Raw genomic sequence first — 19,734 nt, 5'->3', positions numbered from 1 at the left:
GGAGGGTGGCCCAGCCAGCATAGCCAAACAACACCCCCGTGTCATCGGCGCACCCGGACCAGTTCCTCCAACGCATCCGCGCCCGCCGCGGCTCCCCCGGCGGCGGCATAGCCGGCGGCGACCTGCCGCGCGCCCGGCGCCTTCCCCAGGGCCCGGTAAACGGCTGCCCGGAGCCGCTCGGGGGTGAGGTTCTTCCGCCCCAGCCGCACCCCGGCGTCGGCGGCCACCACCCGGGCCGCCACCTCGTGCTGGTCGCGGCCGAACGGGACCACCACCACCGGTACTCCCTTGGACAGTGCCTTCTGCGTTGCCCCCATTCCGCCGTGGGTGATGGCAACCGCCGCCCGGTCGAGCACGGTCCCGTGCGGGACGAAGTGCTCCAGCCGCGCATTGGCCGGCAGGGGCCCGAACCGGTCCATGCCGGCGGCCTTGGCGGCACCGGCCGAACCGGCCTGGGCTGCAGGCAGGGTGGCGACGACGGTGAAGGGCTCGCCAGCAAGTCCCGCCAGCGCGGTCCGCACAATGGCTTCGTCCGCCTGGTACTCGGAGGACGTGGTCACCAGGATGACGGGGTGGGTGGCCTCTCCAAGCCAGGCGGGAGGTTCGGCCGGCGGCTCCCATGCGAGTGCGCCAATCATGCGCACGTCGGCACCCCAGTCCGGGTGGGGATACTCGAACGGCTCGGAGGTCGCCACGAGCATCAGAGGCGCGGTGCGGAACATAGAGTCGGCGCCGGTCACCGGGGGAAGCCTGCCTCCGGAAAGTTCGGCCCGAAGTGAATTGATCCGCGGCAGCATCAGCTTTTCCACCGCGCCAATGACCAGGCGGCGAGCCACGGCATCGCGGGCCCTCCCCCACGGGCCGTTCATAGGGGCAAGCCCGGGACCAAAGGGCGGCGTTCCCTTCGATTGCAGCGGCGGGGTGTAGGGGCTGAACGTGGCCCAGGGAAGGCCCGATGACTCGGCTTGGATCCGTGCTCCCCAGGCGTTGATGTCGATGAGCAGCAGGTCCGGGCTGACGTCGGCGATGGCCCGCTGCAGGTCCGGCGCATCGAAACGGGCGCGGCTGGTGAACGTCTCAACGCTGGAAGCCAAGGCAGCCTTGGGGTTTCCGGCCCTGTAGTCCGTGGCCTCGATCGCAAGGATCCTCCCGTCCACGGACCCGGCGTGGAACCCTAACGCCGTAATCATGGGAACCTGCCCGCGAAGGGTGCGCACGTGCACGTCGTGGCCCCGGGCTTTGAGTTCCCCGAGCAGGGGAACCATGGGGAAGAGGTGGCCGATGGCGGGCGAGGTGTAGGCAAGGACGGTGGACATCAGGGCCTCCGGGTGAAGGGTTCCAGCATTTCGAACAGGGAGTGTGCCACCTGGTCACGGCTGAGCCCGGCATCGAGGCGCAGCAGTTTCCAGGTGTAGACGTCGCAGAGGGCGACGAACTGGGCCAGCCGGCGGTCATGGTCCGGTGTACCCGCCATGGCTTCCAGGAATGGCGCAAATACCCGTCCGCACCATTGCCGGTGGAGTTGGCGGGCCGCCCCCGTGATAGGGGCCAGGTCCGCGGACGAGTGTTCCTCGGCGAGGAGTTTCAGGGCGAGCGCGGCGGTGGTTTCGTAGTGGTCGAGCAGGTTTTCCACGGCGGCATGGACGTCACCGGGGGGAACTGCATTTCGCTGGGCCGAGACGCGCGCGGCGGCTGACTCTGCCGTGGCGCGGATCAGGCCGTCCCGGCCGCCGAACCGGCGGATGATGGTCTGGACCGTGACGCCCGCCCGCTCCGCCACGGCGTTCAACGTGACGTCGGCGAGCGGTCCCGCCATGAACAGGTCCTCGGTGGCCTGCAGGATGCGGTGGCCCGTTTGCACCGCAGCCGAGGCGCGTTTCCGCGAGTCATAGGCACGGGTCTTTGCCCCGCCGACTTTCATGTTAATGATGTTAACTCGAATATCCGGCGCTGCACAGGGGTGCGCCGGCGGAAAGCGTCAGCCGCGGGAGATGCGGATCATTTCCTCGCGCGGGACCACCTTGATGCGTTCGCGCACCACATGGTCCAGCCCTTCGGGGCCTGTCCAGGCAGCGCCGAGGCCGGCCTCGTGGGCGTCGAGCTTGTTCCAGCCCTCCCACGTGGTGTACTCGATGCCGCGCTCCTCCAGGAGGTCGATGATGGCCTGCGGATCCGGGTTGCGGGCCGCCGGCAGGTTCAGCCGGTCCTCCAGCAGGAACCCGATGGTCTCCAGGGCATCGCCCTTGGTGTGCCCGATCAGGCCGACGGGGCCGCGCTTGATCCAGCCGGTGGCGTAGATTCCGGGGACGGGCTTGCCATCGGCGTCCAGGACGCGGCCGCCCTCGTTCGGGATAACGCCGCGTTTGGCGTCATATTCCAGTTCGTCGAGCGCCGAGCCGTGGTAGCCGATGGCGCGGTAGACAGCTTGGACGGGGTATTCAACGTATTCCCCCGTGCCCTTGGCGTTTCCGGTCCCGTCCAGCTGCATTCGCTCGAACTTGATGCCGCCCACCTTGCCCGTGCCGTCGTCGAGCACTTCAATGGGGCTGTGCAGGAAGTGCAGGTGCAGCCGGCGGGAGGACGGGTTCTCGGCTTCGGCGTGCTCTTCCACGAGCCAGTTGGTGAGGGTGTTCACCATGGTCTTGATCTGGTTGTTGCTGCGGATGGCCTCGTCCGAGGCGTCGTCGAATTCGAAATCCTCCGGGTAGAGCACAATGTCGACGTCGTCCATGTGGCTGAGCTCGCGCAACTCCAACGGGGTGAACTTGACCTGGGCCGGCCCGCGGCGGCCGAAGACGTGGACGTCGGTAACGGGAGATGACTTCAGGCCCTGGTAGACGTTGTCCGGGATTTCGGTGCTGAGCAGTTCTTCCGGGTGCTTGACCAGCATGCGGGCCACGTCCAGGGCCACATTGCCGTTGCCGATGACCGCGATCTGCTTCGCGTCGAGGGGCCACTCGCGCGGAACGTCCGGGTGCCCGTCGTACCAGGAGACGAAGTCCGCTCCGCCGAAGGAACCCTGGAGGTTGATGCCCGGGATGTCCAGGTCCGCGTCCTTGACCGCACCGGTGGAAAAGATCACGGCGTCGTAGAAAGCGCGGAAGTCGTGCAGGGTCAGGTCGCGTCCGTAGGTCACGTTGCCCAGGAACCGGATATCGCCGCGGTCCAGGACCTTGTGCAGGGCGTTGACGATGCCTTTGATCCGGGGATGGTCCGGGGCCACGCCGTACCGGATCAGCCCGTAGGGCGCCGGGTACGCCTCAAAGAGGTCGATGCTGACCTGGAAGTCGCCGTCCTTGACGCCGCTGGACTTGGTGAGGATGTCCGCAGCATAGACTCCTGCCGGTCCCGCGCCGATGATGGCGACGCGGAGCGGACGGTTGACGGCGGATTCGCTGTGATTGGTCACCGGGAGCCCTTCTGAACTGGTCCTGCTCATGATTCATGCGCTGCATGGTGCAACGCACAAGGCCCCATTCTAGTTGGCGGCCAGGGGCACCACCTGGCCTTCCCGGTACAGGAGTGCCCGGAGTTCGGCTTCGGCGGAGTCCAGCCGCTTCGGATCGATGGTTTCGCCGTCGTGGTAGTGGTCCACCACCCGGGGGTCCACGTAGCTCTTGCGGGCGATCGAGGGGGTGTTTCCCAAGGTCTCCGCGGCCTCGGCCATGGCCCTGCTGATGGCACGCTTCCGCTTGGCGGCCGTGCGCAGAGCGCCGGTCCGCGCCAGGCTGGCCGCTGCGGCAGCCGTTCCCCGCAGGGTCCGGAAGTCCTTGGCCGTGAAATCGGACCCGGTCCGCTCCTTGACGTAGGCGTTGATGTCCGCGCTGGTAACGGGCCGCCAGGTGCGGCCCTCCTTGTAGGCGAGGAGCCGCGCGTTGGATCCGCGCCGCTTAAGCAGGCGCAAAAGGTCGGCGAGGTCGAAATCGCGGATTTCCGATTCCCAGTCCTTGCCGCTTTTGGCCGGGAAGCTCAGCAGGATCCTGTCTTTGCGCACCCGGACGTGGGCACAGAGCAGCGTGGCCAGGCCGCGGCTGCCGTTCTCATTCGTGTAGCGCTCGGAGCCGACCCGCAGGGATCCGCTGTCAAGCATCCGGAAGGCTGCCGCCAGGACGCGTTCCCGGCTGAAGCCCTCGCTTCGCAGATCGATGGTGACCTTGCGGCGGGCCGTAGGCAGCGATTCGGCCAGCTGCAGGGACCGGTCGAACTTGACCCGGTCCTTCCGCTCGCGCCACTCAGGGTGGTAGATGTACTGGCGCCGCCCCACTGCGTCCAGGCCTGTGGCCTGGATGTGGCCGTTCTCAAACGGGGCGATCCAGACGTCGGTCCATGCCGGGGGAATGCCGATACTTTCGAGCCGGTCCCGCACGGGTCCGGGCGGCAGGGTGGAACCGTCAAGGTCCCGGTAACTGAAGCCTGTTCCTGCGGCCACCCTGCGGTAGCCGCGGCCGGAGGCGTTGCTGCGCCGGAGTCTCATCGGGCGCCGGATGGCCGGTAAGCGGATCTCATAAAAGAAAGCCTACTGATTGTTTTGCGGTTTGCCCGTGTTCCGGCTGGAATACCTGCCCCGGGACTGCTGTTATGGACATCGTGCCCATGCCAGAACGAACGTCCCACGCCGCCCCACTCACCACGTCCCCGGCCCCCGGGCAGGAGCCCGCGGCCACCACGGGCCCCAAGCCCGTTGCGAAAGACACGACGGCGGGCATGCTCTTCGGCATCGGCGCGTACGTTTTGTGGGGCCTGCTCCCCCTGTACTTCTTCATCCTCATGCCTGCGGGCGCCGTCGAAATCGTGGCCAACCGCGTGGTGTGGTCGCTGTTGTTCTGCGTCCTCCTGATCACGGTGACCCGGACCTGGAGCGTGCTCGCGGCCGCGGTGAAGGACCGGCGGGTGTTCGGTCCGCTCGCGCTGGCGGCGTTTCTGATCGCGATCAACTGGTTGACCTACACCTACGGCGTGACCACCGGGCAAGCTGTGGAAACCTCGCTGGGCTACTTCATCAACCCGCTCGTTTCCGTTTTGCTGGGCGTGTTCGTGCTGAAGGAACGCCTCCGGCCGCTCCAGTGGGCCGCCGTCGGCGTCGGCTTCATCGCCGTGGGCGTGCTGACCTACTCCTACGGGAAACTTCCCTGGATCGCCCTGACACTGGCGTTCAGCTTCGGACTGTACGGGTTCGTCAAGAACCGGGTGGGCTCCAGGGTGGACGCCATTACCAGCCTTAGCGTGGAAACCATGGTCCTGGCCCCGCTGGCCGCCGTGGCGATGGTTGTCCTGGCCGCCGGGGGCACCGCCACCCTGACCACGGAGGGTGCCGGCCACTTCTGGCTGTTGCTGGCCTCCGGCGTCATCACCGCGGTTCCGCTGCTCTTCTTCGGCGCCTCCGCCCGGCGGCTGCCCATGACCACCATCGGGTTGCTGCAGTACTTCGCGCCGGTGCTGCAGTTCCTGGTGGCGCTGCTGGTGTTCCGGGAGGCCATGACCGTGGAGCGCTGGATCGGCTTTGGAGTGGTGTGGCTGGCGCTGCTGCTGCTCACGGTGGACATGCTGCGGACGGCACGCCGGAACTCGCTGGTCCGCAGGGCCGCGCTCCGCGCCGCCGCCTGAAAGGCTACCCAGGCACAAAGAAGGTGGGCTCCCCATGGGAGCCCACCTTCTTTGCGTTGCCGGAGGGAGTCGTTCCGGTTAGGCGTTGGCCTTGATCGCCGCGGCCAGGACATCCAGCCCGTCGTTGAGCAGCTCCTCGGTGATGACCAGCGGGGGCAGCAGGCGGATGACGTTGCCGTAGGTTCCACAGGTGAGGATAATGACGCCTTCCTTCAGGCAGGCGGCGGCAACGGCCTTGGTCAGCTCCGGGTTGGGTTCCTTGGAACCGGCCTGGACGAGTTCGACGGCGAGCATGGCACCTCGGCCACGGACGTCACCGATGACGGCGGCACCGGCAGCAGCCAGTTCGGACTGCAGGTCGCGGAGGCGGCCCAGTGCGAGTTCCTCGATGTGGCGGGCACGGCCGTTGAGGTCGTATTCCTCCATGGACCCGATGGATGCCAGGGCAGCGGCGCACGCCACGGGGTTGCCGCCGTAGGTGCCGCCCAGGCCGCCGGGGTGGACGGCGTCGAGCAGGTCTGCTCGGCCGGTGATGGCGGACAGCGGCATGCCGCCGGCGATGCCCTTGGCCATGGTGATGATGTCCGGGACGACGCCCTCGTGGTTGACGGCGAACCATTCTCCGGTGCGGCAGAAGCCGGACTGGACTTCGTCGGCGATGAAGACGATGCCCTTGTCCTTGGCCCAGGCGGCCAGCGCGGGCAGGAAGCCCTCGGCCGGGACGATGAAGCCGCCCTCGCCCTGGATGGGTTCGATGATGATCGCGGCAACCTGGTCCCCGCCGATCTGCTTCTCGATCATGGTGATGGCGCGCTTGGCGGCCTCGGCACCGGTGATGGAGGGGTTCTCCTCGCGGTACGGGTAGCTCATGGGCATCCGGTAAACCTCGGGCGCGAAGGGTCCGAAGTTGGTCTTGTACGGCATGGCCTTGGCGGTCAGCGCCATGGTCAGGTTGGTGCGGCCGTGGTAGGCGTGGTCGAAGGCGACGACGGCGTCCCGCCCGGTTGCCAGGCGGGCCACCTTGACGGCGTTCTCCACGGCCTCGGCGCCGGAGTTGAAGAGGACGGTGCGCTTTTCGTAGTCACCCGGGGTGAGGCGGTTCAGCTGCTCGGCGACGGCGACGTAGCCCTCGTACGGGGTGACCATGAAGCAGGTGTGGGTGAAGTGCTCCACCGCTTCCTTGACGGCACCGACGACGGCGGGATCGGAGGCGCCCACGCTGGTCACGGCGATGCCCGAGCCGAGGTCGATGAAGGAGTTGCCGTCGACGTCGTGGATGATGCCGCCGTCGGCGTCTGCAACGTAGACCGGGACGCTGGAGGCGACGCCGGCAGCCACCACGGACTTGCGGCGTTCGGTCAGTGCCACGGACTTGGGGCCCGGGAAGTCGGCCTGGACGTTGCGCTTCTGCTCGAGCCGGTAGGTGATGTCTGATGCGGTGGTGGTCATTGGGGTTCTTTCTGTGCTGGTGGTTGAGCGTGCCGAAACCGCGGTTTTCGGCGAGCTCAACCCGCGGAAACTGGTCAGGCGTCGAGGGCGGACATGACGTGCTTGATGCGGGTGTAGTCCTCCACGCCGTACATGGAGAGGTCCTTGCCGTAGCCGGACTGCTTGAAGCCGCCGTGCGGCATTTCGGCGGTGAGCAGGATGTGGGTGTTGATCCAGACGGCGCCGAAGTCCAGGTCCCGGCTCAGCCGCATGGCGGTGCCGTGGTTGGTGGTCCAGACGCTGGAGGCCAGGGCGTACTCGACGTCGTTGGCCAGTTCCACGGCTTCGGCTTCGGTGCTGAATTTCTGCACGGTGATGACCGGGCCGAAGGTTTCCTTCTGCACCACGTCGTCGGTCTGCTTGGCGCCGGTGATGATGGTGGGTTCGAAGAAGAAACCCTTCTCCCCGCACGGTGGCCGCCGGTTTCGATCCGGCAGTTGGCGGGCAGGTTCTCCACCACCGAGGTCACTGCCTTGAAGTGGTTGATGTTGTTCAGCGGCCCGAAGTAGTTGTCTTCGTCGTTCTGCGAGCCGGTGTGCAGGGTCTTGGTGTGCTCCACCATGGCTGCCACGACGTCGTCGTGCACTGACTCCTCCACCAGGACCCTGGTGATGGCGGTGCAGTCCTGGCCGGCGTTGAAGAACGCGAACTCGGCGATGGCCGCGGCGCTCTTCTTGATGTCCGCGTCCTTGAACACGATCGCCGGAGCCTTCCCGCCCAACTCCAGGTGCGCGCGCTTGAGGCCCTTGGCGGCACCGGAGGCGACGGCAATGCCGGCGCGCACGGAGCCGGTGATGGACACCAGGCCGGGGACCTTGTGCTCCACCATCATGGCCCCGGTTTCGCCGGTGCCCAGGACAACGTTGAGGACGCCGGCCGGGAAGATCTCTCCGGCGAGGCGGGCCAGCACCAGGGTGGACTCCGGCGTGGTGTCAGAAGGCTTGAGCACCACGGTGTTGCCGGCCGCCAGGGCGGGGCCGATCTTCCAGATGGCCATCAGGAACGGGTAGTTCCAGGGCGCAACCTGGGCCACCACGCCGATGGGTTCGCGGCGGACGTAGGAGGTGTGGCCCTCGAAGTACTCACCGGCGGACTTGCCTTCCAGGATGCGGGCGGCACCGGCGAAGAAGCGGAGCTGGTCTGCGCCGGCGGCGATTTCCTCGGAGGCGATGAGGGAGCGGACCTGGCCGGTGTTGCGGTGCTGGGCCTCAACGAGTTCGTCACTGTTGGCCTCGATGGCGTCGGCGAGCTTCAGCAGCATCAGCTGGCGCTGGCCAGGGGTGACGTGCTTCCAGGTCCGGAATGCTTCCTTCGCGGCGGCCATGGCGGCGTCGACATCGGCCTGCACGGAAACGGGGGCTTGTGCCACCACCTCGCCGTTGGCGGGGTTGACCACGTCCAGCAGGGCGGTGCCGGCCGGCGTGACGAACGCGCCGTTGATGAAGTTCTGCAAGGTTTGGACCACGGTGTGCAACCTCTTTCGTAGGAGCCATCAGCGCCCGGGCGGAGGCCGGGACGGATGGATGGAACTGCATTGAGCCTATGCCAGGGCCCCACCGCGGTGAATAGCCACCTGCACACCCTTACGGAACAGGTTTAGTGCGGTTGCCCAGCTCACGTTTATCCTTGCTTCATGGCCATTTCCCTTGCTGCCCTGGTGGGCGTGACGTCGCTGAAGCTGTCCAAGGCGGGCGTGGCGGAGACCACCTGGAACCAGGACATCAACTGGGTGGCCGTCACCGAGCTTGAGGATCCCCAGCGGTTCCTCAACGGTGGAGAGCTGGTCCTCACCACCGGCCTGCGGCTGCGCTCGGCCCCCGAACAGCGCCGCTTTGTCCGCCAGGTGCAGCGGGCCGGCGCGGTGGGCATCGGATTCGGGGTGGGCCTGACGCACGAGGCAGTGCCGCCGGCCCTGCTGGCGGAGGCGAACCGCTGGGGCCTCCCTGTGGTGGAAGTTCCCTACGAGACTCCGTTCATCGCCATTACCAAGCTGGTGGCGGACGCCCAGTCGGCGGACCATTACGCCAAGCTTGAGCGGCTCATCGCCGGCCACCAGGTGCTGGCCAGGGCACTTTTGACCGGCGGCGGCCTGGCCGAGTTGTTGAAGAATTTGGGCGGCATGCTGCGCACAGACATTGCCCTGACCCAGTTCGCCGCGCAGCTGTACAACAGCAGCACGTCCAGCCCGTCCGCGGATACCTGGTCCAGCTACCCCGTCCCCACCGGCCGGCGGGATGCCTGCACGCTGTGGGTCCGCCAACCCTTCGAGGACACGGGCATCATCGGGTACGCGCAGAACCTGATCAGCGTAGAGCTGAACAACATGGTCAAGCAGCGCCAGGCCCAGCGGGCGCTCTGCGGCCAGGTGTTGGAGGACGTGATCCATGGCGCGCTGGAGACCAGCGAGGCGCAGCGCCGCCTGGCAGGCGTGGGCGTGAACAGCACCCGCAAGAACGTGGTGCTGCTGGCGGTGTCCGCCGCCCACGGCAAGGCACTGGGCAGCACCTCGGTGCCGCAGGAAGCTCCAGAAGGCCGTTGCCGCCGTCGTGGGCAAGGATCTGGTGCTGGTGGTCAATGACGACGGCGGAGCGGCACCGGCGCTGGCCCGCGGGCTGAGCGACCACCTGGCGGAGGCCGGAATCCACGCCACGATCGGCATCGGCGGGGCATACACCAAGCCCAACGGCCTGCGCTGGAGCTACTTCGAGGCGCGGGACGCCGCAAGCCACGGCCTGCCGGTCAATGAGCCCGAGCGGCTGAGCCTGACCTCGCTGCTGCTGGCCAGTGAGGACGTGCCGCTGGCGGACATGGCGCATGAGTCCCTGAACCCGCTGCGGGCCTTCGATGCCGCGCACGGCTCGGAGCTGATGTCCACGCTGGAGAGCTACTTGAACAACAACGGCTCGGTGGCCGCTGTGGCGGAAGAGCTCACCCTGCACCGCAACACCGTGCGGTACCGGCTGGCCCAGATCACCGAGCTGACCGGCTACGATCCCTCGGTCACCGCGGACCGGGTGCAGTTGTGGCTGGCCCTGGCCGTGGCGCGGTTGTCGGCCCGGCAGGGCAAATAACCCGCCTCTAGATGATGCCGCGGCGGAAGAGGTCGCGGGATTTCTTCCGGGCCTTCCGGTATTTGGCGTGTGCGGCGAGCATGATCGCATCCTGCTGGCTGAGCAGCTCGGTGTAGACGGCCGCGGCGGCCGGGTCGCTGCCGTCCCCGGCGAGGGCCGTCAGCAGTTCCCTGGCCACCACGGCGTCCTGGAAGCTGCCGAGGATCTTTTGCTGCCGGCGGGCGGCTTTGGCGACTTTGGCGGCGCGCTTGCCGCGGACCAGGGCGGCTGATTCCGCCACGTAGCGCAGCCGCTTGGCATCCTTGCGTACGCGGTGCAGGGCAAGTTCCTGGTCCGTGCCGCGGCGGGCGCGGGTGGCCGCCTTGTGCGAGCGCTTCAACTTCCTGGCACCCTTGTCCACGGCTTTCGCCGCCGCCTTGCGGCCGGAGGTGACGGCGGCGGCGCGCACCGGCGGGTTGTCGCGGAAATCCTCGAGGTTGTCCAGGAGCCGGAAGTAGCGGGCCGAGCCGAGCGCTTCCTGCAGGAGGCGGTAGGCGGCGTCGAAATTTTCACTCGTCCGGTGGTCAACCGCTGCCGTGGCGGCGGCGAGGCCTTCCCCGGCGGAAGGTCGGCCAGCTGGCTGCGGAGCTGCGCGCGCAGGACTTCGGCGTCGCGCGGTTCGCCGAGCAGCCGGCCCAGCCATTTCAGCTCGTCCCGGAGCCGGCGCACCGGTGATGCCCGGTACAGCTTGCCGTACGCTGCCAGGACCGACCGGATGCGGCGGGCCGAGGAGCGCATGGTGTGCACCGCTTCCGGTTCCTCGAGCCGGACGGCGGCGTCGATGGCGAGGATCTCGTCGATCTGCGATGCCACAAAGACGGTGACGACGGCGGCTGCCGGGGCGCGCTTGCCGGCCAGCAGGGCGGGACTGCTTCCGGCGTTACCGCCGGGCGCACCGTCGTCGGGGACGGCGCCGTTGGAGCGTTTCTCGGCTGCCTTGCCTGTGCCCAGGGCACGCGCCAGCTTCGAGGCGTGCGCGGCGGGGCGGGCACCGGCGGCGGTCAGGAGTTCTTCCACCGGTCCGAAGAGGGCGGCCCCGCCGTGGACCAGTTCCACCTCCCACTCGCGCCACTCCCCCTGCGCGCTGGTGCCCTTGTCCCGGGCGGCCAGCCGCTCGGCGGTGACGTGGTCGTCGGCGAGGTCGGCGAGGTGCACGCCGTCGTCGCCGTACAGGGGGTAGGTGGTGCGCCGGGTTTCCAGCCGGACCACGGGCACCGGAACGGATCCCCGCAGGTAGGCGTGAAGGTGGGCCAGGAGGCTGTCCGGCACGGCGTCGGGACGGCCAAGGGGTGCGTGCAGCTCCGTCCGCGGCGCGGGACCGTCAGCGGTGGCGGCGGCAGCGGTGGGCGGGAGCTTCAGGTGCCACCCCGCGTCGGCGCCGCCGGTGCGGCGCCGCAGGGTGATCCGGCGGGCCGCCAGGTCGTGGGCAGGGGTGTCGAAGTACACCGCTTCGAGGAGGTCGGTGTGGGGTTTCCCGGTCCGGGCCACCCCGGCGGCCTGTTCCAGCGCCGGCACCACGGCGTCGGCGTCGACGTCGTACTTCTTCTCGATCTCAAGTCCCCGTGAAGCCTCCACAGCCGTCCTTCCGCACCGCCCGGTCCATGCCAGGCCCTCCGACAGTCCGTTCGCAGTCTATGCCAGCCCCCGGCATGGGCGAGAGGTTGGCCACAAAACCGCAAACATCAAACGTCTAACCTTTAGGGTGGATGGTATGTCCGCCACTCCCCCCGCGTCCGCCCCAGCAGCAACCGCCACCATCCCGGCCGTCACCGCCGGCGCGGTGCCCGCCAAGCCGCGCTCCGCCGTCGTCTTCGGTGTGATTGCCCTGGTGCTCATCGGGCTGAACCTCCGTGCGGGGATCACCGGAGCCTCGGCCCTGCTGCACGACCTTCAAGCCGTCCTGGGCTACGGGGCGCTGGTGGCGGCCATCATCCCGTCCATTCCCACCCTGTGCTTCGCGGTGGCGGGCGCCGCAACATCGTGGCTGAGCGGCAAGCTAGGCGTGGAGAAGGCGATCCTGCTGTCGTTGACCCTGCTGGCTGGCGGGCTCCTGCTGCGGGGTATCCCCGCCACCGGAATGCTCGTGGCCGGCAGCGTGGTGGGCATGTCCGGCCTGGCCGTGTGCAATGTGGCCATGCCGTCCTTCATCCGCGAACACTTCGCCGCCCGGACGTCGCTCATGACGGCCGTCTACACGGTGACCATGACCACGGGCGGCACCCTGTCCGCCGTCCTGGTGGTCCCGCTGGCGCAGGCCCTCGGGTCGCCGTCCGCCGCGGTCGGCATGGTGGGCATCGCCGCCGTCGCGGCGCTCCTGGGCTTCCTCCCGGTGGCCCTGCACGCCCACCGCCACACGGTCCGGAGCACCGCAGCCCACATCTCCCCCTGGCCGCTGCTGAGGACCGGGAAAGGCCGGCTGCTCACCGCTATCTTCACCCTCCAGGCACTGCTGGCCTACGCGCTGCTGAGCTGGCTGCCGTACATGCTCACCACCATGGGAATGAGCGCCTCGGACAGCGGGCTCATGTTCGGCCTGATGCAGCTCGTGTCCGTTCCGGCGGGCATGGTGCTGATTGCCATCGGATCCCGCCCGCGCATGCTGCGCCCGGCCTTTTACCTGGTGAGCGTCACGATGGCGGCCGGAATCGCGGCGCTGCTGGTCCTCCCTGTGGGGCTGGCGGCCATTCCGGCTGTCCTGATCGGTTTCGGCCTGGGCATTTTCCCCCTGGTGATGGTGATGATCAGCCGCAGCGGGTCCAGCACGGCCGAAACCACGGCTTTGTCCACGCTGGCCCAGTCCTCGGGCTACCTGCTGGCGACCGCAGGGCCATTCGGCATGGGCCTGCTGCACAGCGCCACCGGCGGCTGGACCCTGCCACTGGCCCTTCTGCTGGCACTGGCCGTGGCCCAAATCGTGGTGGCCCACCTAATCACGGGACGCCCGATGTCCGGAACCCGCCCCGCGGAAAGGAAGTAGCACCTTGTCTTTGAGCCCCTCCGTCCGCCAGCCGCTGGCCGCCGAAGTCACCGCCAAGCTGCGGGAGATGGTCCACTCCGGTGAGTGGGCGTTGAACCAGCGCATCCCGCCCGAGCCCGAGCTCATGGCGCGGCTCGGGGTTTCCCGCGGGACCCTGCGCGAAGCAGTCAAGGCCCTGGCCCATGGGGGCATGCTGGAGGTCCGCCGGGGCGACGGCACCTACGTGCGGGCAACGAATGAGATGTCCGGCGCCGCGCGGCGGCTGTACCAGGACCATACCGAGCAGCACATCCTCGAGGTCCGGCTCGGCCTGGACACCCAGGCTGCGCGGCTCGCCGCCCGGAATGCCACCGACGACGACGTCGCGGCCCTGCGCGCCTTCCTCGCCGCCCGGGACCAGGCCTGGAAGAACGGCGACATCGAGGCGTGGGCCGACGCAGACTGGCAGTTCCACCAGGGAGTCGCCCAGGCATCCGGCAACCCGCTGCTGCATGAGCTGTATGCCAGCTTCGGCACGGCGTTCCACCAGGACCTGCTCACGCAACAGCGCCGGCCCGGCTTCAATGGGCTCCCGCGGGACGGCCACGAAACCCTGCTGGATGCCATTGAACGGCAGCACGAGGACGATGCCGTGGCCACGGTGAACCGGAACCTGAACTCCTGCGCGGAGTGGCTCGCGGAGTAAAGTTCCCGGGCATGGCGGCGGCCCGGCACTGTGGTGCCGGGCCGCCGTCGTCCGTCCTGTGCCTGCCGGTGAATCAGTTCCGGCGCAGGCCCGCGAGGACGTTGGTGGGGCGCTGCATCTCGCCGTGCTTGGCGCCCAGGATGATCACCAGCGCAGCGAATCCGGGGATGGCCCACTGCAGGAGCTTGAGCTGCTGCTGGGCGGACTTCAGCTCGTCCGATGCCGCCGGCTGCGGCTCCGTGGCTCCCTTGGCCCCCTCATCGGCAAGCTTCTCCACTTTCTTGCCCAGGATGCCCGAGTACAGGGTCACCCCGGCGCCCGCAAGGGTCACGGCTGTCTTGATGGCGGTGTCGCGTGCCACGCCGTCCTGCTTGGCGATCCGGCCCTTGTTGTCCCAGGCGATGGCGAGGTCTGCCGCCAGGTGCGCGGCGAACGCCGCGGTCTGGACCGGCGCCCAGCGCATCCAGCCGGCGCTGGACAGCCGGGTGCGTTCGGCGGGATCCTTGGCCTGCGCCGCTGCTCCGTTCAAGCCGATGGCGCCCATCAGCGATCCGCCGAACCATGCTGCCGCCGTCAGGTCGTGAACTGAACGCGCAAAGAGATTTCCTGCCATGATGTGCATTCCTAACGTTGTGAACGGGTCCCGGCGTGCCGCCCTCCGCGGGTGTCGCATGCCGTGTCCTAATCAAGGTATGGTCCGCTCATACTAAGCACACTTACTAATATTACGAAAGCCCGGCCCCCGGGGCCGCCGACCGCGTAATATCAACGCCATGGGAAACACAGGGACATTGTTCGGCTGGGCCTTCGGGAACCCCGCCCGGGAAAGTGACAGCGGCTATGTGGATGCGCTGGAGCGCGAGGCCCTGGGGAACGCCCGGCAAACCGCCAAGGCCAAGGGCGTCAGCGTCCTCGCCGGTTCCGAAGTGTTCACCGTCCTCAGCGGCCACGATTCACTGGTGGAACTGGACAACGCCCCCGGCCAGCTGGTGGTCCGCTGCACTGTCCACGTTGAGGGTCCGGGAGCCGAGAACATGCGGGCCGAAGGGCCCATGAACGGCTAAGGGATGTCCGACGGCGATTCCACCCTCAGCCAGGCAGCCGACGCGGTCGAAGACGCGTCCAACCACAAGGTCCTCGATGTCCTGGCCCGCACGGGATTCGCCGTCATGGCACTGCTCCATGTGATCGTGGGTGCCATCGCGATCGCCATCGCCTTCGGCCACCAGGGGGACGCCGAGCCAACCGGGGCCATTGCCCGCCTCGCGGACAACCCCTTCGGCACCATCGTCATGTGGGGGTGCGTGGTGGCATGCCTGGCATTGGCCCTCTGGCAGGCCAGCGAAGCGACGCTCCGTGCCCGGAGCCTGCCCCGGAAGGAACGGCTGGCCAAACTGGTGTCGTCGGGTTTCCTCGCCATCGCGTACGGCAGCGTAGGCCTCAGCTTTGCAGGATTCGCCGTGGGGCAGCCCAGCGACTCGGGCGACAACACCAGGGATTTCAGTTCCGGCGTGATGGCGCACCCTGCGGGGCCCTGGGTCCTGGTGGCCCTGGGCCTGACCGTCCTCGGCATTGGCATCTACTTCATCGCCAAGGGCCTCCGCCGCGGGTTCAAGGAGGAACTGTTCCACTTTGACGGCACCCGGCGGGGGCGGCTGATCGACAGCCTGGGCGTCACCGGCCATGTGGCCAAGGGCATCGCCCTGGTCCTTACCGGGCTGCTGTTCGTGATCGCCGCAGCCCGGCACCGGCCCGATGAATCCACCGGATTGGACGGCAGCCTCAAGGCCCTCCAGGACCACCCGTTCGGCCCCACCCTGCTGGTGGCGATTGGCGCGGGCTTCATCGCCTACGGGATTTTCGCGATGATCCGGGCCCGGTTCGGCCGCATGTAGCACCGCCTTTGCCCACGAAGAGAGAAGGAACCCCATGTCCACTGTCTCGCAGCTGTTCAAGTGCCCCGCTGCCGATGTCTGGCGGGTCATCGCCGACGGATGGCTGTATTCCGGCTGGGTGGTGGGCGCCTCCCGGATCAGGGATGTGGATGCCGAATGGCCGGGGCTTGGAGCCCGGCTCCACCACTCCGTGGGAGCGTGGCCGCTGGTGATCAACGACACCAGCCTCGTCACCGCGGTGGAACCCGGCCGCTCCCTGGAACTCGTGGCGCGCGGCTGGCCTGTGGGCGAGGCCAAGGTGGACATCAGGCTCGAGGACCGCGGCGGCGAATGCCTGGTGACCATGGCCGAGGACGCCATCCGCGGGCCGGGAAAGCTGATGCCGAAATTCCTCCGTGATCCTGTCATCTCCGCCCGGAACCGCGAGACGCTCCGCCGGCTGGAGCTCATGGCGATCGGCGGCGCGGGAAAATAGCGCAGCAGGGTTAATGGCAGGAGCCGCGGAACGGTGGTTCCACGGCTCCTGCAGCATCAGGATCCTAGACCTGGGCGGACACGCCATCACGGGAAATGGACACCATGTCCTCGCGCGGCACCACCTTGATCCGCTCACGCTTGACCTCGACGCCGTGCGAGCCGCCGGCCTCGGTGGCCGCCGCGCCGAGCGCAAGTTCGTGGGCGTCCAGTGCCAGCCAGCCTTCCCAGGACGTGAACTTCACGCCGCGGGCGTCGAGCAGCTCAACGACCGCATCCTCCGCCGGCGCGGACGCGACCGGGAGGTTTTCGCGGTCTTCCAGCAGGTAGGTCACGGTTTCCAGGGCGTCGCCCTTGGTGTGCCCGATCAAGCCGACGGGGCCACGCTTGATCCAGCCGGTGGCGTAGATACCCGGCACGTGGTTGCCTTCGGCGTCCAGGACACGGCCGCCGTCGTTCGTCACAACGCCCTTCTTGTGGTCGAACTCGACGTCCGGCAGGGCGGAACCGAAGTAGCCGATGGCGCGGTACACGGCCTGGACCGGGTAGTCCACGAACTCGCCGGTGCCGCGGGCGTTGCCCGTGCCGTCCAGCTCGGTGCGCTCGAACTTGATGCCGGCCACCTTGCCGGGGGCATCGGCGTCGTCGTAGATCTCCACCGGGCTGTGCAGGAAGTGCAGGTGCAGGCGGCGGGAAGCCTTGAGCTCGGAGAGGTCCTCCGGCTGCTCTGCGATCCAGTTGGTCAGCGTGCCCACCATGGTCTTGGTCTGGTTGTTCGTCTGGATCTGGCGGTCCGATTCCTCGTCGAACTCGAAGTCCTCCGGGTACAGGATGATGTCCACGTCCTTGGAATGGGACAGCTCGCGGAGCTCCAGCGGGGTGAACTTGACCTGGGCGGGGCCGCGGCGGCCGAAGACGTGCACGTCCGTGACCGGGGAAGCCTTCAGGCCGGCGTAGACGTTGTCCGGGATTTCCGAAACCAGGAGGTCGTCGGCGTGCTTGGACAGGACGCGCGCCACGTCCAGGGCCACGTTGCCGTTGCCGATCACGGCGATCTCCTTGGCCTCGAGCGGCCACTCGCGGGGCACGTCCGGGTGTCCGTCGTACCAGGAGACGAAGTCGGCGCCGCCGTAGGAGCCGTCCAACTCGATGCCGGGGATGTTCAGGTCGGCGTCCTTGATGGCGCCGGTGGCGAAGATGACGGCGTCATAGTGGGTGCGCAGGTCCTCGATGGTGAGGTCCGTGCCGTAGTCCACGTTCCCGAAGAAGCGGATGTCGCCGCGGTCCAGGACCTTGTGCAGGGCGTTGACGATGCCCTTGATGCGGGGGTGGTCCGGGGCCACGCCGTAGCGGATCAGGCCGTAGGGTGCCGGGTAGCGGTCGAAGAGGTCGATGCTGACGGTCAGCTCGCCGCTCTTGACGGCCTCGCTCTTGGTGAGGATGTCGGCGGCGTAGACGCCGGCCGGGCCGGAGCCAACGACGGCGACGCGCAGCGGACGCGCAGCAGTTCCTACGGTGGTGCTGGATGACACGGCTGTGTTCCTTTTCTTCGTTCCGGCCCAACTGGCTCGCATTTGTTGTCGTTTTGACGGCTCAGAACGACAACAACTGCCAGTCAGTTGGGCGGGGCTAGGTGGTGAGGACGGTCTTGCGGGGGCTGTTCGGGGTGGTGGTGCCGTAGTCGGCGGTTTTGAAGTGCGGCGGAGCGAACGGGCTCACGCGCACCACGTCACCGATGACGATCACGGCGGGGTTGGCAACACCGGCGGCGTCGGCCTGGTCCGCGATGGAACCGAGCGTGCCGATAGTGACGCGCTGGTCCGGCAGGTAGCCGTTCTCCACGATACCAACCGGGGTGTCGGCCGGCATGCCTGCTTCGCCCAGCGCGGACGCGGATTCCCGGAGCTGGCCAACGCCCATGAGCAGGACGACGGTGTGGTCCGGGCGGGCGGGAACCTCGGAGAGTTCCTCGTGGCCGGTCACCACGCTGAAGCCCTTGGCCAAGCCGCGGTGCGTCACGGGGATGCCTGCGGCGGCCGGGACGGAGATGGCTGACGTGACACCGGAAACCACCTCAACTTCCACACCGTGCTGCCTGCAGTATTCGGCTTCCTCGCCGCCGCGGCCCAGCACGTACGGATCCCCGCCCTTGAGCCGGACCACGCGGTGGCCTTTCAGCGCTTCTTCAACCAGGATCCGGTTGATCTCCGCCTGGGGCACGGGGTGGTGGCCGGGGGTCTTGCCCACTTCAATGACGCGGACGTCCGGGGCCAGTTCGTTCAGGAGGCTGCGGGGGCCCAGGCGGTCGGCCACCACGACGTCGGCCTGGCCCAGCAGGCGGCGGCCGCGGACGGTGATGAGGCCGGCGTCGCCCGGACCGCCGCCCACCAGGGCAACGGTCCCCCGGTGCGCGCGGCGGCGGCGCAGCGGGAGGTCGCCGGTTTCGAGGGCGGTGGCAACGGCGTCGCGGACTGCCATGGCGCGGCGCGGGTCTCCCCCGGCGTTCACGGCGATCTTGACGTCATCCACTTCGGCGACGGCGGGCGTCCAGGCGGCGGAGGCTTCATGGTTGGAGGCGTTGACGCACCAAACCCGCTGCGCCTCGGCGTCGGCCGACACCTGCGCGTCCACGTCCGGGTCGCCGGTGGCGGTCTGGGCGAACCACACGCCGTCGACATCGCTGGAAAGGTAGGGCCGCGCTTCCCAGGTGAGCAGGCCGGCGTCGGCCATGTCCTTCAGGGCGGGCGAGGCAACCGGGGCCACGACGGTGACCACGGCACCGGCATCGAGCAGGCCCTTGGCGCGGCGTGCCGCAACGGGGCCGCCGCCCACCACCAGCACGGGGCGGCCAAGCAGCCGCAGCGCCGTGGGGTAAATGTCCTGAATTGCCATGGATCAACGGTAGGGCCGCGTCACATTCGCCAACAAAGGCCGAGCAACACCAGTTCACGCAAGGTAATGCAGCGTCACAAACGGTTCCTAGGGCCGCCCGGCGAGGAACCGGCCCCTGCGGATGATCAGGCGCTCCAGGTAGCGGGCCAGGACAAGCCGTTCGACGGCGGTTCCCAGGACTCCGAGCGGGACGGTGAACTCCACCCGGTCCGTCATCACGCTTCCCGTTGCTGTTGCCGCGAAGTCGTGGACATGCCGGAAGGCCTTGAAGGGGCCCTTCACCTGTTCGTCGGTGAAGCTGCGCGGGTAATCCAGATGGGTAATGCGGCTGGTCATGATGAGCGGGACCCCGAAGTGCCGCGCACGCCAAGTCACGTCCTGGCCTTCCCCGATCAGCCCACTGGTGACGCCGCCCACCGCGCGCTCCCCGGATGCCTGCTGCGAGTCCAGGTGCAGGTCGATGCTGCGCGCCCGGTGGAAGAGCTGCTCCATGGGGAGTGGGGACTCGGTGCGGCACACGAAGCTGGCTGTCATGGCGCCAGTCTGCCATCTGTTCCCGAGTCGGCCGGGCAGGACAGCAGAAAGCCCAACGGCGGGAGGTCGCCGTCG

Annotated in this window: 15 protein-coding genes and 3 pseudogenes; 7 read left to right on the top strand and 11 right to left on the bottom strand. The window is 68.2% G+C overall.

Features of this window, described 5'->3' with window-relative positions:
• Nucleotides 1-41: 41 nt before the first annotated feature.
• The 4 genes from ACX5I6_RS10370 to ACX5I6_RS10355 are packed head-to-tail and all read right to left on the bottom strand — an operon-like array spanning nucleotide 42 to nucleotide 4,474.
• Complete coding sequence (locus ACX5I6_RS10370) at nucleotides 42-1,316, bottom strand: glycosyltransferase (RefSeq protein ID WP_461840437.1); 1,275 nt, start codon at nucleotides 1,314-1,316, stop codon at nucleotides 42-44.
• On the bottom strand, nucleotides 1,316-1,921 hold the full coding sequence (locus ACX5I6_RS10365) for a TetR/AcrR family transcriptional regulator (protein ID WP_461840436.1): 606 nt from the start codon (nucleotides 1,919-1,921) through the stop codon (nucleotides 1,316-1,318). Before ACX5I6_RS10365 ends, ACX5I6_RS10370 begins: the two co-directional genes overlap by 1 nt.
• Nucleotides 1,922-1,978: 57 nt before the next feature.
• On the bottom strand, nucleotides 1,979-3,439 hold the full coding sequence (locus ACX5I6_RS10360) for an FAD-dependent oxidoreductase (protein WP_461840435.1): 1,461 nt from the start codon (nucleotides 3,437-3,439) through the stop codon (nucleotides 1,979-1,981).
• 39 nt (nucleotides 3,440-3,478) lie between these two features.
• Nucleotides 3,479-4,474, bottom strand: coding sequence for a DNA topoisomerase IB (locus tag ACX5I6_RS10355; protein WP_461840434.1), 996 nt, complete (start codon nucleotides 4,472-4,474; stop codon nucleotides 3,479-3,481).
• Between the two features lie 119 nt (nucleotides 4,475-4,593).
• Here ACX5I6_RS10355 and rarD point away from each other — a divergent pair, with 119 nt between their 5' ends.
• Nucleotides 4,594-5,604: an EamA family transporter RarD gene (rarD, locus tag ACX5I6_RS10350; protein WP_461840433.1), complete on the top strand. Its 1,011-nt coding sequence runs from the start codon at nucleotides 4,594-4,596 to the stop codon at nucleotides 5,602-5,604.
• A 78-nt stretch (nucleotides 5,605-5,682) separates the two neighbouring features.
• Here rarD and gabT read toward each other — a convergent pair whose 3' ends face one another.
• Both gabT and ACX5I6_RS10340 read right to left on the bottom strand, forming a co-directional pair.
• Nucleotides 5,683-7,053 carry a 4-aminobutyrate--2-oxoglutarate transaminase gene (gene gabT, locus ACX5I6_RS10345; protein ID WP_461840432.1) on the bottom strand — a complete coding sequence of 457 codons (1,371 nt, stop codon included), beginning with the start codon at nucleotides 7,051-7,053 and terminating at the stop codon, nucleotides 5,683-5,685.
• A 74-nt stretch (nucleotides 7,054-7,127) separates the two neighbouring features.
• Nucleotides 7,128-8,461: pseudogene (locus ACX5I6_RS10340) on the bottom strand (aldehyde dehydrogenase family protein).
• A gap of 264 nt (nucleotides 8,462-8,725) precedes the next feature.
• Between ACX5I6_RS10340 and ACX5I6_RS10335 the strand changes: the two are divergent.
• A pseudogene (locus tag ACX5I6_RS10335) lies at nucleotides 8,726-10,163 on the top strand (PucR family transcriptional regulator).
• Between the two features lie 7 nt (nucleotides 10,164-10,170).
• Here the strand turns inward: ACX5I6_RS10335 and ACX5I6_RS10330 are convergent.
• A pseudogene (locus ACX5I6_RS10330) lies at nucleotides 10,171-11,717 on the bottom strand (CYTH and CHAD domain-containing protein).
• 196 nt (nucleotides 11,718-11,913) lie between these two features.
• Here ACX5I6_RS10330 and ACX5I6_RS10325 point away from each other — a divergent pair.
• Nucleotides 11,914-13,179, top strand: coding sequence for an MFS transporter (locus ACX5I6_RS10325; protein WP_461840431.1), 1,266 nt, complete (start codon nucleotides 11,914-11,916; stop codon nucleotides 13,177-13,179).
• Nucleotides 13,180-13,183: 4 nt separating this feature from the next.
• Nucleotides 13,184-13,864: a FadR/GntR family transcriptional regulator gene (locus tag ACX5I6_RS10320; protein ID WP_461840430.1), complete on the top strand. Its 681-nt coding sequence runs from the start codon at nucleotides 13,184-13,186 to the stop codon at nucleotides 13,862-13,864.
• A 73-nt stretch (nucleotides 13,865-13,937) separates the two neighbouring features.
• Here ACX5I6_RS10320 and ACX5I6_RS10315 read toward each other — a convergent pair whose 3' ends face one another.
• On the bottom strand, nucleotides 13,938-14,477 hold the full coding sequence (locus tag ACX5I6_RS10315; RefSeq protein WP_461840429.1) for a hypothetical protein: 540 nt from the start codon (nucleotides 14,475-14,477) through the stop codon (nucleotides 13,938-13,940).
• Nucleotides 14,478-14,637: 160 nt separating this feature from the next.
• Here ACX5I6_RS10315 and ACX5I6_RS10310 point away from each other — a divergent pair, with 160 nt between their 5' ends.
• The 3 genes from ACX5I6_RS10310 to ACX5I6_RS10300 are packed head-to-tail and all read left to right on the top strand — an operon-like array spanning nucleotide 14,638 to nucleotide 16,234.
• Complete coding sequence (locus ACX5I6_RS10310) at nucleotides 14,638-14,928, top strand: hypothetical protein (protein ID WP_285248551.1); 291 nt, start codon at nucleotides 14,638-14,640, stop codon at nucleotides 14,926-14,928.
• 3 nt (nucleotides 14,929-14,931) lie between these two features.
• Nucleotides 14,932-15,759: a DUF1206 domain-containing protein gene (locus ACX5I6_RS10305; protein ID WP_461840428.1), complete on the top strand. Its 828-nt coding sequence runs from the start codon at nucleotides 14,932-14,934 to the stop codon at nucleotides 15,757-15,759.
• A gap of 34 nt (nucleotides 15,760-15,793) precedes the next feature.
• Entirely contained in the window at nucleotides 15,794-16,234 is a 441-nt protein-coding gene (locus ACX5I6_RS10300; protein WP_461840427.1) for an SRPBCC family protein, read from the top strand.
• A 64-nt stretch (nucleotides 16,235-16,298) separates the two neighbouring features.
• Here ACX5I6_RS10300 and ACX5I6_RS10295 read toward each other — a convergent pair whose 3' ends face one another.
• From ACX5I6_RS10295 to ACX5I6_RS10285, 3 genes are all read right to left on the bottom strand, one after another.
• Entirely contained in the window at nucleotides 16,299-17,765 is a 1,467-nt protein-coding gene (locus ACX5I6_RS10295; protein WP_461840426.1) for an FAD-dependent oxidoreductase, read from the bottom strand.
• 97 nt (nucleotides 17,766-17,862) lie between these two features.
• Nucleotides 17,863-19,125: a uroporphyrinogen-III C-methyltransferase gene (gene cobA, locus ACX5I6_RS10290; RefSeq protein ID WP_461840425.1), complete on the bottom strand. Its 1,263-nt coding sequence runs from the start codon at nucleotides 19,123-19,125 to the stop codon at nucleotides 17,863-17,865.
• An 87-nt stretch (nucleotides 19,126-19,212) separates the two neighbouring features.
• Nucleotides 19,213-19,659 (bottom strand): SRPBCC family protein, encoded by a 447-nt coding sequence (locus tag ACX5I6_RS10285; RefSeq protein ID WP_461840424.1) that lies wholly within the window; start codon nucleotides 19,657-19,659, stop codon nucleotides 19,213-19,215.
• Between the last annotated feature and the right edge of the window lie 75 nt (nucleotides 19,660-19,734).

Source organism: Arthrobacter sp. MMS24-T111 (assembly GCF_054888995.1).
The sequence above is the reverse complement of the archived record's forward strand: the minus strand, read 5'-3'. Positions and strand labels throughout refer to the sequence as shown.

Excerpts from the sequence above, each read along its gene's own strand:
- ACX5I6_RS10355 (WP_461840434.1), bottom strand. The coding sequence starts at position 4,474 with ATGAGACTCCGGCGCAGCAACGCCTCCGGCCGCGGCTACCGCAGGGTG.
- ACX5I6_RS10325 (WP_461840431.1), top strand. The coding sequence starts at position 11,914 with ATGTCCGCCACTCCCCCCGCGTCCGCCCCAGCAGCAACCGCCACCATC.
- ACX5I6_RS10310 (WP_285248551.1), top strand. The coding sequence starts at position 14,638 with ATGGGAAACACAGGGACATTGTTCGGCTGGGCCTTCGGGAACCCCGCC.
- ACX5I6_RS10285 (WP_461840424.1), bottom strand. The coding sequence starts at position 19,659 with ATGACAGCCAGCTTCGTGTGCCGCACCGAGTCCCCACTCCCCATGGAG.
- cobA (WP_461840425.1), bottom strand. The coding sequence starts at position 19,125 with ATGGCAATTCAGGACATTTACCCCACGGCGCTGCGGCTGCTTGGCCGC.
- ACX5I6_RS10305 (WP_461840428.1), top strand. The coding sequence starts at position 14,932 with ATGTCCGACGGCGATTCCACCCTCAGCCAGGCAGCCGACGCGGTCGAA.
- ACX5I6_RS10315 (WP_461840429.1), bottom strand. The coding sequence starts at position 14,477 with ATGGCAGGAAATCTCTTTGCGCGTTCAGTTCACGACCTGACGGCGGCA.
- ACX5I6_RS10300 (WP_461840427.1), top strand. The coding sequence starts at position 15,794 with ATGTCCACTGTCTCGCAGCTGTTCAAGTGCCCCGCTGCCGATGTCTGG.
- ACX5I6_RS10360 (WP_461840435.1), bottom strand. The coding sequence starts at position 3,439 with ATGAGCAGGACCAGTTCAGAAGGGCTCCCGGTGACCAATCACAGCGAA.
- gabT (WP_461840432.1), bottom strand. The coding sequence starts at position 7,053 with ATGACCACCACCGCATCAGACATCACCTACCGGCTCGAGCAGAAGCGC.
- ACX5I6_RS10370 (WP_461840437.1), bottom strand. The coding sequence starts at position 1,316 with ATGTCCACCGTCCTTGCCTACACCTCGCCCGCCATCGGCCACCTCTTC.
- ACX5I6_RS10365 (WP_461840436.1), bottom strand. The coding sequence starts at position 1,921 with ATGAAAGTCGGCGGGGCAAAGACCCGTGCCTATGACTCGCGGAAACGC.
- rarD (WP_461840433.1), top strand. The coding sequence starts at position 4,594 with ATGCCAGAACGAACGTCCCACGCCGCCCCACTCACCACGTCCCCGGCC.